13 protein-coding genes are annotated in these 13620 nt (G+C 63.1%); 11 read left to right on the top strand and 2 right to left on the bottom strand.

Annotated elements, in window-relative coordinates; translation table 11 throughout:
• The first annotated feature begins 3 nt into the window (after positions 1-3).
• The 8 genes from nuoL to V1279_RS17805 all read left to right on the top strand — a co-directional run bounded on the left by nuoL (position 4) and on the right by V1279_RS17805 (position 8750).
• Complete coding sequence (nuoL, locus tag V1279_RS17840; RefSeq protein WP_334438297.1) at positions 4-2064, top strand: NADH-quinone oxidoreductase subunit L; 2061 nt, start codon at positions 4-6, stop codon at positions 2062-2064.
• Positions 2064-3572: an NADH-quinone oxidoreductase subunit M gene (locus V1279_RS17835; protein ID WP_334438294.1), complete on the top strand. Its 1509-nt coding sequence runs from the start codon at positions 2064-2066 to the stop codon at positions 3570-3572. The genes nuoL and V1279_RS17835 overlap by 1 nt, the downstream gene beginning before the upstream one ends.
• A 67-nt stretch (positions 3573-3639) precedes the next feature.
• A complete protein-coding gene (gene nuoN, locus V1279_RS17830) occupies positions 3640-5076 on the top strand; it encodes an NADH-quinone oxidoreductase subunit NuoN (protein ID WP_334438291.1) in 1437 nt (478 codons plus the stop codon).
• A gap of 61 nt (positions 5077-5137) precedes the next feature.
• A complete protein-coding gene (locus V1279_RS17825) occupies positions 5138-5950 on the top strand; it encodes a biotin--[acetyl-CoA-carboxylase] ligase (RefSeq protein WP_334438288.1) in 813 nt (270 codons plus the stop codon).
• A complete protein-coding gene (locus tag V1279_RS17820; protein ID WP_334438286.1) occupies positions 5950-7620 on the top strand; it encodes a ribonuclease J in 1671 nt (556 codons plus the stop codon). The genes V1279_RS17825 and V1279_RS17820 overlap by 1 nt, the downstream gene beginning before the upstream one ends.
• A gap of 64 nt (positions 7621-7684) precedes the next feature.
• Positions 7685-8089, top strand: coding sequence for a methylmalonyl-CoA epimerase (mce, locus tag V1279_RS17815; protein ID WP_334438284.1), 405 nt, complete (start codon positions 7685-7687; stop codon positions 8087-8089).
• A 6-nt stretch (positions 8090-8095) separates the two neighbouring features.
• Entirely contained in the window at positions 8096-8371 is a 276-nt protein-coding gene (locus V1279_RS17810) for a DUF1467 family protein (RefSeq protein WP_334438282.1), read from the top strand.
• Positions 8372-8396: 25 nt separating this feature from the next.
• Positions 8397-8750 carry a hypothetical protein gene (locus tag V1279_RS17805; RefSeq protein ID WP_334438280.1) on the top strand — a complete coding sequence of 118 codons (354 nt, stop codon included), beginning with the start codon at positions 8397-8399 and terminating at the stop codon, positions 8748-8750.
• A gap of 54 nt (positions 8751-8804) precedes the next feature.
• Here V1279_RS17805 and V1279_RS17800 read toward each other — a convergent pair whose 3' ends face one another.
• Positions 8805-9443: a class I SAM-dependent methyltransferase gene (locus V1279_RS17800; RefSeq protein ID WP_334438277.1), complete on the bottom strand. Its 639-nt coding sequence runs from the start codon at positions 9441-9443 to the stop codon at positions 8805-8807.
• Positions 9444-9536: 93 nt separating this feature from the next.
• On the opposite strand from V1279_RS17800, the gene V1279_RS17795 reads away from it, so the two are divergent.
• The 3 genes from V1279_RS17795 (at position 9537) to mtnK (ending at position 12569) form a co-directional block, all read left to right on the top strand.
• Positions 9537-10406 carry a LysR family transcriptional regulator gene (locus V1279_RS17795; RefSeq protein ID WP_334438275.1) on the top strand — a complete coding sequence of 290 codons (870 nt, stop codon included), beginning with the start codon at positions 9537-9539 and terminating at the stop codon, positions 10404-10406.
• Positions 10407-10501: 95 nt separating this feature from the next.
• Positions 10502-11110 (top strand): class I SAM-dependent DNA methyltransferase, encoded by a 609-nt coding sequence (locus V1279_RS17790; protein ID WP_334438273.1) that lies wholly within the window; start codon positions 10502-10504, stop codon positions 11108-11110.
• A gap of 148 nt (positions 11111-11258) precedes the next feature.
• A complete protein-coding gene (mtnK, locus tag V1279_RS17785) occupies positions 11259-12569 on the top strand; it encodes an S-methyl-5-thioribose kinase (RefSeq protein WP_334438271.1) in 1311 nt (436 codons plus the stop codon).
• A gap of 12 nt (positions 12570-12581) precedes the next feature.
• Here mtnK and V1279_RS17780 read toward each other — a convergent pair whose 3' ends face one another.
• Entirely contained in the window at positions 12582-13616 is a 1035-nt protein-coding gene (locus V1279_RS17780) for an ABC transporter permease (protein ID WP_334438268.1), read from the bottom strand.
• Positions 13617-13620: the final 4 nt, after the last annotated feature.

The raw sequence follows: 13620 nt of genomic DNA, 5'->3' as shown, positions 1-13620 counted from the left end.
GCTATGGTTCAGGCAATCGTCTTTCTGCCGCTGCTGGGCGCCATTCTGGCGGGCCTGATCGCGATTTTCGGCGCGCATGCGCGCAACCCGAGCGGCGATGAGGTCAAACATCACGACCACGGTCATGGCGATCACGCCCATGCCACCGATAGCCATGACGATCACGGCCACGACGACCACCACGTCTCGGAGCCGCCGGCGCAGGGTTCGCGCGCGGCCGAGCTGATCACCACGGGACTTCTGTTCGTTTCCGCGGCGCTCTCCTGGGTGGTGCTGGTCGACATCGGCTTCCTGCACCGTGATGTCGTAAGGATCGCGCTATTCCCCTGGATCAATTCCGGCGACCTGCAGGTGGCGTGGGCGCTGCGCGTCGACACGCTGACCGCCGTGATGCTGGTGGTGGTGAACACTATCTCGTCGCTCGTGCACCTCTACTCCATCGGCTACATGGACGAGGATCCGTATCGGCCGCGGTTCTTTGCCTATCTGTCGCTGTTCACCTTCGCGATGCTGATGCTGGTGACCGCGGACAATCTGGTCCAGCTGTTCTTCGGCTGGGAGGGCGTCGGTCTGGCGAGTTATCTGCTGATCGGCTTCTGGTACCACAAGCCCTCGGCGAACGCGGCGGCAATCAAGGCCTTCGTGGTCAACCGCGTCGGCGATTTCGGTTTTGCGCTCGGCATTCTCGCCATCTTCATGCTGATTGGCTCGACCGACTTCGAGACGATTTTTGCCGGCGCGCCGGGGCTGTCGGGCAAGACCGTCGATTTCTTCGGCTGGCACGCCGACGCGCTGACGCTGACCTGCCTGTTGCTCTTCATGGGCGCGATGGGCAAGTCGGCCCAGTTCCTGCTGCACACCTGGCTGCCGGACGCGATGGAAGGCCCGACGCCGGTCTCCGCGCTGATCCACGCCGCAACCATGGTGACGGCCGGCGTGTTCATGGTGGCGCGGCTGTCGCCGCTGTTCGAGCTCGCGCCCAACGCGCAGGCCGTGGTGATGTTCTTCGGCGCCACCACCGCGTTCTTTGCGGCAACTGTCGGCCTCGTCCAGAACGACATCAAGCGCATCGTTGCCTACTCGACCTGTTCGCAGCTCGGCTACATGTTCGTGGCGATGGGGGCAGGGGCCTATTCGGTCGGCATCTTCCATTTGTTCACGCACGCCTTCTTCAAGGCGCTGCTGTTTTTGGGTTCCGGCTCGGTGATCTACGCGATGCATCACGAGCAGGACATCCGCAACATGGGCGGGCTGAAGGACAAGATTCCCTACACCTATAGCGTGATGGTGATCGGCACCCTGGCGCTGACCGGCTTCCCGCTGACAGCCGGCTATTTCTCCAAGGACGCGATCATCGAGTCCGCCTATGTCGCGCACAATCCATTCGCGTATTACGGCTTCGCGATGACGGTGATCGCGGCCGGTCTCACCTCGTTCTATTCGTGGCGCCTGATCTTCAAGACGTTCCACGGCGAGCCGCACGACCAGCACCATTACGAGGCGGCCCATGAAGCGCCAATGTGGATGCTGGTCCCGATCGGCATCCTCGCCGCAGGCTCGATTCTGGCCGGCTTCCCGTTCAAGGAAGTGTTTGCGGGCCACGGCGTGGAAGAGTTCTTCCGCGAGTCGCTCAAGATGCACCCGCACATCATCGACGAGATGCACCACATCTCGCCGGTGATAGCGTTCCTGCCGACGGTGATGATGGTCGTGGGCTTTCTGGTGTCGTGGCTGTTCTACATCCGCCGGCCGTATCTGCCGGTCGAACTCGCCAACCAGCACCAGATGCTCTACCAGTTCCTGCTCAACAAATGGTATTTCGACGAGCTCTATGAGCTCATCTTCGTCCGCCCGGCGAAGTGGCTCGGCCGCTTCCTGTGGAAGAAGGGCGACGGCTTCGTCATCGACGGCTTCGGCCCGGATGGCGTTTCGGCGCGCGTGCTCGATGTCACGCGCAACGTGGTGAAGATCCAGACCGGTTATCTCTATCACTATGCCTTTGCGATGCTGATCGGCGTCGCAGGGCTGATCACCTGGTTCATGTTCGGCTTGGGAGGCCAGTAATGACAACCTGGCCCATCCTTTCGGTCGTCACGTTCCTGCCGGTCATCGGCGCGCTGGCGATCTATCTCACCCGCGGCGACGACGAGGCCGCACGGCGCAATGCGCGCTGGATCGCGCTGTGGACCACGCTGGTCACTTTCGGGGTGTCGCTGATCCTGGTTTGGCGCTTCGATGCCGCCAACCCGGATTTCCAGTTCGTCGAAAAGGCGAACTGGCTCGCCAGCGGCATCACCTATCACATGGGTGTCGACGGCATTTCGCTGCCGTTCGTGATCCTGACCACCGCCTTGATGCCGTTCTGCATCATCGCGAGCTGGAAATCGATCACGATGCGGGTGCGCGAATACATGATGGCGTTCCTGCTGCTGGAAACGCTGATGGTCGGCACCTTCTCCGCGCTCGACCTCGTGCTGTTCTACCTGTTCTTCGAGGGCGGCCTGATCCCGATGTTCCTGATCATCGGCGTCTGGGGCGGCGCGCGCCGGGTCTATGCATCGTTCAAGTTTTTCCTCTACACGCTGCTCGGCTCGGTGCTGATGCTGCTGGCGATCATGGCGCTGTACTGGAATGCCGGCACGACCGACATCCCGACCTTGATGCACACCGCGGTGCCGCGCTCGTTGCAGACCTGGGCGTGGCTGGCGTTCTTTGCTTCCTTCGCGGTGAAGATGCCGATGTGGCCGGTGCACACCTGGCTGCCGGACGCCCACGTCGAGGCGCCAACCGCAGGCTCGGTGATTCTGGCCGCGATCCTGTTGAAGATGGGCGGCTACGGATTCCTGCGCTTCTCGCTGCCGATGTTCCCGCTGGCGTCGCATGATTTCGCCTGGATCATCTTCACGCTGTCGGTGATCGCCATCGTCTACACCTCGCTGGTGGCCTTGATGCAGGAAGACATCAAGAAGCTGATCGCCTATTCGTCGGTAGCCCATATGGGCTTCGTCACCATGGGCATCTTCGCAGGGACCACGCAGGGCGTGGCCGGCGGCGTATTCCAGATGGTGTCGCACGGCATCGTCTCCGGCGCGCTGTTCCTGTGCGTCGGCATCGTCTACGACCGCATGCATACCCGCGAGATCGCGGCCTATGGCGGCCTCGTCAACCGGATGCCGCTCTACGCGCTGGTGTTCATGGTCTTTACTATGGCCAATGTCGGTCTGCCCGGCACTTCCGGCTTCGTCGGCGAATTCATGACGCTGGTCGGCACCTTCAAGGTCTCGATCCCGACCGCGACGTTTGCAACCCTGGGCGTGATCCTGTCGGCGGCGTATGCGCTGTGGCTGTATCGGAAGGTCGTGTTTGGCCCACTGACAAAACCGTCACTGGCGAGCATCAAGGATCTGACGTTCCGCGAGAGCCTGATGATGTTCCCGCTGGTGTTCCTCACCATTCTGTTCGGCGTCTATCCGAAGCCGGTGCTCGACATGTCGGCGGCCTCGGTTCAGCAACTCGTCAACAATTACAATGCCGCCGTGACTGCCGTGAAGGCAGCCGCGCTGGTCCAGTAACGTAGCGTTTTGAAGCGAAGTGGAAGCCGGTTCGCATGAACAAAACGCGTCAAGGATATAAAGCGCAATGAGCTTTTCGAGTGCAGGTTATCAGTTGCTGCCGGTGCTGCCGGAGCTGGTGCTGGCCGTCGGCGCCATGGCGCTGCTGATGCTGGGCGCCTATCGCGGCGAGGGGACAACCAGACTGGTTACCAGCCTCGCGGTGGTGCTGCTGGTCGTCACCGGCGCGCTGGAGCTGATGCTGCCGGCCGGCAAGCTGACGACCTTCGGCGGCAGCTTCATCGTCGACGATTTTGCCCGTTTCCTGAAGATACTTGCGATCATTGGCTCGGCGGTGACGCTGATCCTGTCGACGGAGTTTTTGTCCGACCCGTCGCGGCGCATTTTCGAATATTCGATCCTGGTGCTGCTCTCCACGCTCGGCATGATGGTGCTGATCTCGGCCGCCGACCTGATCATGCTCTATCTTGGGCTCGAGCTGATGAGCCTCGCGCTCTACGTGGTCGCCGCCTCTAACCGCGACAACGCCAAGTCCACCGAGGCCGGCCTGAAGTACTTTGTGCTCGGCGCGCTGTCCTCGGGGATGCTGCTGTACGGCGCCTCGCTGATCTACGGCTTCACCGGCACGGTCGATTTTGCCGGCATCGCGGCAGCAGTGAAGACCGGTAGCGTCGGCATCGTGTTCGGCCTCGTATTCCTGCTGGCGGGGCTCTGCTTCAAGGTATCCGCCGTGCCGTTCCATATGTGGACGCCCGACGTCTATGAAGGCGCGCCGACGCCGGTCACCGCGTTCTTTGCCTCCGCGCCGAAGGTTGCCGCGCTCGCCGTGTTCACGCGCGTCACGTTGACGGCTTTCCCGGGCATTGTCCCGCAATGGCAGCAAATCCTCGTGTTCGTCGCGATCGCCTCGATGGCGCTGGGCTCGTTCGCCGCCATCGGGCAGAAGAACATCAAGCGCCTGATGGCCTATTCTTCGATCGGCCATATGGGCTTTGCGCTGGTTGGGCTCGCGTCGGGCACCGTCGAGGGCGCGCAGGGCGTGCTGGTCTATATCGCGATCTATGTCGCGATGACGCTCGGCACCTTCGCGGTCATCCTGAGCATGAAGCGCGATGGCCAGCCGATGGAGCAGATCAGCGATTTCGCAGGGCTTTCGCGCACCAACCCGCTGCTGGCGTTCTTCTTCGCCATGCTGTTGTTCTCGCTGGCCGGCATTCCGCCGCTCGCGGGTTTCTTCGCCAAATGGTACGTGTTCGTGGCCGCGATCAAGGCAGACCTGTTCACGCTCGCCGTCATCGGTGTGCTCACCAGCGTGGTGGGCGCGTTCTACTATCTCACCATCATCAAGCTGATGTATTTCGACGAGCCGGCCGGCGAGATCGAGCCGATGCGCATCGAACTGCGCACGGTGCTGGCGGCCGCCGGCATTTTCAACATCTTCTTCTTCGTCTATCCGGGGCCGCTGGTCAGCGTCGCCACGGCGGCGGCGAAGTCGCTGTTTTAGAGTGCATGATCCCGAAAAGTGGCCCCCGGTTTTCGGAGAAGATCATGCACAGAAATTGGAAATGACCTTTTCGCTCGGTCCCACAGCCAGATCGGCGGGCTACGGCCTCGCCGCCTTCGACCAGATCGGTTCGACCAACGCCGAAGCCATGTCCCGCGCCCGCGATGGCGAGCGCGGCCCGATGTGGTTCGTGACAACGGAGCAGACGGCGGGCCGAGGCCGCCGACAGCGTGCCTGGATCGCGCCGCGCGGTAACCTCGCCAGCAGCATTCTCGAAGTCATGGACGTGTCGCCGGCGGTCGCGGCGACGCTTGGCTTTGCCGCGGGTCTTTCGCTTGAAAGCGCGCTGCAGAAACTCAGCATCGAAGCCAATGTGCGGCGGGCCGGGGCGGAGCCTCTGAAATACGCCCTGAAATGGCCGAACGACGTGCTGGCGGAGCGGCAGAAGCTCGCCGGGATCCTGCTGGAGGCGGAAGCCATGGCCGGCGACCGGCTCGCGGTCGTGGTCGGCATTGGCACCAACGTCATTGCGGCGCCCGAGGGCACGCCGACGCCGGCGACGTCGCTGGCTGTGCTCGGCGTTCAAATCGGCGCGGAGGAACTGTTCACCGCGCTGTCGGAGGCCTGGGTCGAATTCCGCGGCATCTGGGACAATGGCCGCGGCTTTGCCGAAATCCGAAGGCTGTGGCTGGAGCGCGCGTTCGGCCTCGGCGAGCGGGTTGCAATCCAGACCGGAAACGCGACCGTCGAAGGCACGTTCGATACCATCGACGAGAGCGGCTGTCTGATCGTCCGCACAGCCGACGGTAAGCGCGCGGCCGTCACCGCGGGCGAAGTCTATTTCGGCGCTGCGGCGTCAGTGGGAGCGGCCTGATGGCGCGGCCGGATGAATTGACCTTTGCGCCGCTCGGCGGCGTCGGCGAGATCGGCATGAACCTGTCGATCTACGGGCTCGGCAACCGCCAGCAGCGGTCCTGGCTCGCGGTCGATCTCGGCGTCTCCTTCGGCGACGAGGAGCATTTGCCGGGCATCGACCTGATTATGCCCGACATCCGCTTCCTCGAGAAGGAGCGCAACAACCTGATGGGCCTGGTGCTGACGCACGCCCATGAGGATCATTTCGGCGCGATCATCGACCTCTGGCCGAAGCTGCAATGCAAGATCTACGCGACCCAATTCAGCGCGGCGCTGTTCGAGGCCAAGTGCGCCTCCGAGCGCAATCCGCCGAAGATACCCGTGACGGTGGTGCCATCGGGCGGCCGCGTCGATCTCGGGCCGTTCACCGTCGAGTTCATTCCGGTCGCGCACTCGATTCCGGAATCGCATGCGCTCGCGATCCACACCGCGGTCGGCACCGTGCTGCACACCGGCGACTGGAAGATCGATCCGACACCAATCATCGGGCTTCCGACCGACGAGCGACGGTTGCGCGAACTCGGCGATGCCGGCGTGCTGGCGCTGGTCGGGGATTCCACCAACGCGGTGCGGGAAGGGCGCTCGCCCTCGGAGACCGAGGTCGCCGCCACCATTACCAAGCTGGTGAAGGCCGCCAAGGGCCGGGTCGCTGTCACCACCTTCGCCTCCAACGTCGCTCGCTTGAAAGCAGTGGCGGGCGCTGCGAGAGCCGCCGATCGCGAGGTGGTCGTGGTCGGCCGCGCCATGGAGCGCGTGGTGCAGGTCGCCCGCGAGACCGGCTATCTCGACGGCGTACAGAATTTCCGCAGCGCCGATTACTACGGCCATTTCCCGCCGAACAAGGTGCTGGCGCTGTGCACCGGCAGCCAGGGCGAGCCGCGGGCGGCGCTCGCCAGGATCGCCAATAACGACCATCCGCAGGTGACGCTGAACAAGGGCGACTGCGTGATCTTTTCCTCGCGCACCATCCCCGGCAACGAGAAGGCGGTCGGCGGCATCATCAATGGCCTGGTTACCCAGGGCATCGAGGTCATCACCGACCGCACCGATCTCGTCCACGTCTCCGGCCATCCGCGCCGCGACGAGCTGCGCGACATGATCTCATGGGTGCGCCCGCAGATCCTGATCCCCGTCCATGGCGAGGCGCTGCATCTCTCCGAACACGCCAAGCTGGCGCGCACGGCCGGCGTGCCGAAGGTGCTGATCTGCCGCAATGGCGATCTGGTCAAGCTCGGACCGGGCGATCCCGCCATCATCGACGAACTTCCGTCGGGGCGGATCTACAAGGACGGCAACATCCTGGAGGATTCCAAGTCTCGTGCCGTGGTCGAGCGGCGCCGGATGGGATTTGCCGGCTGCGCCTTCGTGGCGATCGCCATGACCGACAAGGGCGAACTGGCCGACGATCCCGAGGTTGATCTCGTCGGCATCCCCGAGAAGAATGCGGCCGGCGAGGTGATCGACGAAATGGTATTCGATGCGGTGGTTTCGACGGTGGAAAACCTGCCGCGGGCGCGGCGGCGCGATGCGGACGCGACGGCGGAATCGGTGCGCCGTGCGGTGCGGGCCGTCATCAACGAGCAGTGGGGCAAGAAGCCGATTTGCCTCGTTCATGTTCTGACGGTTTGAGGTACAAAGGCGTTTTCGATCGCGGACCTGCCGAGAAGGCGCAGGAAGCAGGGAGTGGAGTGTCATGCTGGGCCGGCTCAATCATGTTGCGATCGCGGTCAAGGACGCGGAAAAGGCGGCAAAAATCTATGGCGGCGCATTCGGCGCCGAAATCTCCGGCGCGGTGCCTTTGCCGGAGCATGGCGTCATCACCGTGTTCGTGACGCTGCCCAACACCAAGATCGAGTTCATCCAGCCGCTCGGCGAAGCCTCGCCGATCGCCAAATTCGTCGAGCGTAACGCCGACGGCGGCATTCACCACATCTGCTACGACGTGCCCGACATCATCGCCACGCGTGACAAGCTGATTAGCGAGGGCGCCCGCGTGCTCGGCGACGGCGTGCCGAAGATCGGCGCCCACGGCAAGCCGGTGCTGTTTTTCCACCCGAAGGATTTTTCCGGCGCGCTCGTCGAAATCGAACAGGCGTGAACCCTGATGGCCTACAGCATCTCCACCGCGCTTGCGATCTACTTCGTGCTCTGGTGGGTCGTGCTGTTCACGACGCTGCCGTTCGGCGTCCGCAGCCAGCACGAGGATGGCGAAGGCGCTCCCGGCACCGATCCCGGGGCGCCGGTCATGGCGCGGATGGGCTACAAGCTGCTCTGGACCACCGTGATCTCGGCCGTGATCTTCGGCATCGGGATGTGGGCGTATCACCAAGGCTATCTGAACATCGAACGGCTGTCGAAGCTGATGGGGCTGCCGTTTTGACATTTCGATCTGGCGGGGGAGAGCAATGACCGTTCAACGCATCCTGATGGCGCTCGTGGTCCTGCTCGCTGCGGGCCTTGTCGGGTCATTCTACATGAACTGGAAAACGCTGGGACAGCTTCGGACGGTGAAGGCCTTCGTCGAGAGCTCGGTCTTCGCCGACGCGGTAGCGGCCTGCGAGCGGGCGCAGAGCACGACCCCGTTCAAATGGACCGGCGGCAAGCAGACCGCCGTTATTGGCCTGACTTCCGTCAAGCTGAACAAGGATACGATCATCCCGAGCTACACGCTGGTCGCCGATAGCGTCTTTTGCGACTATGACCCCATCAAGAGGAAGGCCGACATCGGATCGAACTTCCTGGAACGGGAAACATTCTAGGGTCAGGGACTCATTTTTCCGAGCCAGAAGATGACGGTTGCAGCGATGCGTCGATCATCGCTTACGGGCCACAATGTAGGGGCGTTGGTCCTTGCCCTTGCTGGCGTGGCCCTCCCTGACAAGGACGTCGAAACCCGCGCCAATGATCAGCTGCTCCAGCGCGGATGCGCCGAGGGAGCTGACATGTGGCGCTTTTCCGATGGCTCGCATCGCGGGCAGCAGGAGCAGCCGGATCAGCGGGTTCATGTCTCCCAGACAAGGCGTTTTCGAGATGAACAGGCCCCCAGGCTTCAGCAGGGCGTGGATGCTGCGTAGCGTGCCCGGCACGTTGCGCACCAAGTGCAGATAGTTGAAGCCCAGAACGGCATCGAACCGGCTTTCTTCGTGGACCAGTTCTTCGGCGGTCGCGGTGCGAAAGGAAAGTGCCGGGATCGACTCGACCACCAGCTTCTCTTCGGCGATCGCGATCATCCCGCCGGAAATGTCCGTCGCGAGATAGCTCCGCACGCCATCCGCAAGTCGCAGCGCCGTCGTTCCCGTGCCGCAGCCCAGCTCCAGCACACTGTCTCCACGCTGCAGATGGGCGCGCGCGCGTTCGAGCGTGCGCTCGTATCCACTCAAATCCGCTATGCCGGATCTGGCGTATTTGCGGGAAGACCTGTCCCAGAAACGGGCGTCGCTTGTGATGCTCATGTGCTGTCCCCTTTTCGGCAAAGCCTACTATATGCGTCAAACAAGGAAATTGCGGAAATCGGCAGCATTGATATACGCAAATGCATGAGAGCGATGGACTGGAACCACATACGGGCCTTTCATGCAACCGCGACGGCCGGGTCCCTGTCGGCTGCGGCGCGCCGGCTGGGGCTGACGCAGCCCACGCTGTCGCGGCAGGTCTTGGCGTTTGAGGCCGAACTGGGCGTGGCCCTGTTCGAACGGATCGGCCGCAAGCTTGTGCTGACGCAGACCGGGGCGGATCTGCTCGAGCATATCCGGGTGATGGGCGATGCCGCCGATGCCGTTGCCCTGGCCGCGAGCGGCCGCGTGCAGGAGATCGGCGGACGCGTCAGCATCTCGGCCACCGACACTTTTTCTGCCTATGTCCTGCCCGAGATCATCGCGCGCATCAGATCGACCGCCCCGCAGATCACGATCATGATCGTGGCCTCCAACGACCTCAGCGATCTGCACTGCAGAGAGGCGGACATCGCCATTCGCCATGTGCGGCCCGATCGGCCCGGGCTGATCGGTCAGCATATCCGCGATACCGAGGCGGGATTCTATGCGTCGGAGGACTGGATCGCCCGCCATGGCATGCCTGCGGCACCGGCCGATCTGGCGAGGGCAGATCTGATCGGTTTTGACGATGCCGTGCGCTTTTCGGGTTATTTGGGCGGAATCGGCATTCCGATGGACGCCGCCGACTTCCGGCTGATGTCGGATTCCGGGGTTACGGTCTGGGAGATGGTCAATCGCGGCCTAGGTGTCGCCGCCATGTTGCGCGAGGTGGCTGACCGGACACCGGGAGTGAGAAGGTTGGTGCCGGACATGGCACCGATCCCGGTCCCGATCTGGCTGGTCACCCACCGGGAACTGCAATCCAGCCCCCGCATCCGTCTGGTGCAGAAGATCCTGGCCGAAGAACTGTCCCGGATGTAGGGCGATCCGCTTGTCGTCGCGGTCATCCGACGCTTATTGTCGTTTAGTAGGTCCTGACCCTGGGTCCGGCCGATACGTGGCGCGTGAGTTCGTAGATGCCGTCGGAAGAAGCTGCAGGGATCATCGACCTGTACCAGCGCAAGGCGCTGGACTGGATCGAGGGTCGCGCCCGCATCGGCCTGTTTGAAAAACCCTGGCTCGACCGATTCCGGGCGCTGCTGCCTCCCGCCGGTCCGATCCTCGATCTCGGGTGCGGATCCGCCGAGCCAATGGCTGCGTATCTGATCGAGCTTGGTTATCCCGTCGTTGGCGTCGATTCATCTCCGGCCATGATCGACGTCTGCTGGCGGCATTTTTCCAGGCACGAATGGATCGTCGCCGATATGCGCAAGCTGGCCTTGCGGCGGAGGTTTTCCGGCATCCTTGCGTGGGACAGTTTCTTTCACCTTTGCCATGACGATCAGCGCAACATGTTTCCCGTGTTTCGCGAGCACGCGGCGCCGGAAGCGGCGTTGATGTTTACAAGTGGCCCCGCGCATGGGGAGGCGATCGGAAACTTTGGAGGCGAGCCGCTGTATCATGCGAGCCTCGACCCGGCCGAATATCGTTCATTGCTCGACCAGAACGGGTTTCGCGTGGTGTCGCATGTCGTTGAGGACCCCGACTGCGGCGGCCACACCATCTGGCTCGCGCAGCTCATTTGAGACGCCAGAGCAAATGCGAACGGTCAACGCTGGTCGCTGACAGCGTTTTGCGATTATGATCCGGCCAAGAAAAAGGCCGATATCGGATTGAATTTCCTGGAACGGGAGTGAGTGGGATCTCCCGCACCGGCTTGGGGGGCAGACTGCGATGAGTTCACAGCAGCAATCATTGGCTAATCCCCGGCAGGACGAGTATCGAATTCTTCATGAGGCCGACCTGCGGGACTATCTCGCAGGGCTTGCTGCGGTCGCAGCCCGGCTTGGCGGCACCCAGGCCTCTTGGTCGATCAGCGAGGTCGGCGACGGCAACCTCAATCTCGTGTTCATCGTCAAGGGGACCGCGGGCGGCATCGCCGTCAAGCAGGCGCTGCCTTACGTGCGCCTCGTCGGCGAAAGCTGGCCGCTGCCGCTGTCGCGCTCGCATTATGAGTATCTGGCGCTGACGCATCAGGCGCGGCTGGCGCCAGGGCTGGTGCCGGCGGTGCTGCACAACAATGAGGCGCTTGCGCTTGTCGTCATGGAGCTGCTCGAGCCGCACATCATCATGCGCAAGGGGCTGGTTGCCGGCATGCTCTATCCGCGCTTTGTCGGGGATATCGCGACCTTTCTGGCGCGCACGCTGTTTTTCTCTTCCGACCTCGCGATTTCTGCTGCCCGGAAGAAGGAAGGGCTTGCGGCGTTTGCCGGTAACCACGCGCTCTGCAAGATCACTGAAGACCTGATCTTCACCGATCCCTACCGCGTGGCCGAGCAGAACCGCTGGACGCAGCCCTGGCTCGATGCGACCGCGGCCGCTTTCCGGGAAGACCTCGACCTCCACGTCGCGATCTCGCGGCTGAAACTGAAATTCCTGAACGCACCGGAAGCGCTGATCCACGGCGACCTCCACACCGGATCGATCATGGTGACGGAAGGCTCGACCGTCGTGATCGATCCCGAATTCGCGTTCTACGGACCGATGGGGTTCGATCTCGGCGCGGTCATCGGCAATCTCCTGATGAGCTATCTGGCCTCCGCCGGTCATGAGCGTTCGCCGGGCGAGCGGCGGCTGTTCGAGGTCTGGGTGCTGGAAGCGATCGAAAACGTCTGGACGGAGTTCGCCCGCGAATTCCTCGAGCTCTGGCGCACGGAAGCTCACGGCGACGCCTACCCCCAGACGCTGTTTCCCGGCGCGGCCGGTGCGGCGCGTCTGGAGGTCGAGCGACAGGCCTATATGGCGCGCTTGTTCGGAGACACCGTAGGATTTTCGGCTGCAAAAATCATCCGTCGCATTCTCGGGCTGGCGCACAATGCCGATTTCGAATTGATCGAAGACCCCAAACGGAGGGCGCTCTGCGAGGCGCGGAGCCTGCGGCTCGCGCGCGCGATGATGGTGGAGACGGTGTCGTTTCCCACGATCAGCGCTGTGACGAAAGCGGCGCGGGAAGTCCGCGACTGGCAGCCGGATTTCGCCGGTTAGAGCCGGCCAGGTCTATTCCACCGCCCGTTCCCGCAACCTCTGCGCATAGACATTGATGATGAGCGCCGCCAGCAGGATCAGGCCGCGGATCAATATCTTCAAAAAACTGTCGATGTTGACGTGATCGAGCCCGTTGTTGAGGACGCCGAGCACGAACAGGCCGACAATGGTGTTGCCGATGCCGCCGCGGCCGCCGAACAGGCTGGTGCCGCCGACCACCACCGCGGCGATGGAATCCAGCAGGTAGCTGTCGAACTCGTTCTGCTGCGCGCTGCCGAAATGCGCCACGCCGAGCATGCCGCCGATGCCGGCGCACACCGCCGAGATCACCATGACACTGCCGAGGATCAGCTTGACGTTGAGCCCGGAATATTCCGCCGCCTCGCGGTTTCCGCCGACCATGTAGACGTAGCGGCCGAAGCGGGTGTAGGTCAGCACCAGATGGCCGCCGAGCAGCATCAGGGCGGCCACGATCACGATCCAGGGAATGCCGCCGATCGATGTCGATCCCAAGGTCGTGACCAGCGGGGGCACCTTGTAGGCGATCTGCCCGCGCACCAACAGCGCCGAGATGCCGGCCGCGATCTGCATCATCGCCAGCGTCATGATGAAGGAGGGGATGCCGATGACCGTCAGCCCAAAGGCGTTGACGAGGCCGAGCAGCGCGCAAAGCGCCAGCGCCAGCAGGATTGCGGCCCATCCGGGCATCGAGACGTTGGCGATGTTGACGTAGGATTCCTGCAGCGTGAAATAGGCGACCGCAATGCCGGTGACGTTGGCGATGGCGGCGATCGAAAGATCGATCTCGGCGCACAGGATCACGAAGGTGAGGCCGACGGCGATGATGCCGGTGACCGAAATTTGCGTCAGGATGTTGCCGAGATTGTCGAGCGTCGCAAACGAGGGGCTTGCTGCCGCGAAGAAGCTGAACAGGCAGATCAGCGTCAGGAACGGCGCGATGTTGCGCATCTGGGAGCGCAACATCACGGCGAGCCCGCGAGGCCGTTTCCGATCCGCGGCGACTGTCACGCTTTCACCTGAAGTCATGTCG

This window comes from Bradyrhizobium sp. AZCC 1610 (assembly GCF_036924515.1).
Lineage (GTDB): Bacteria > Pseudomonadota > Alphaproteobacteria > Rhizobiales > Xanthobacteraceae > Bradyrhizobium.
This window is presented reverse-complemented; position numbering and strand designations above follow the sequence as displayed.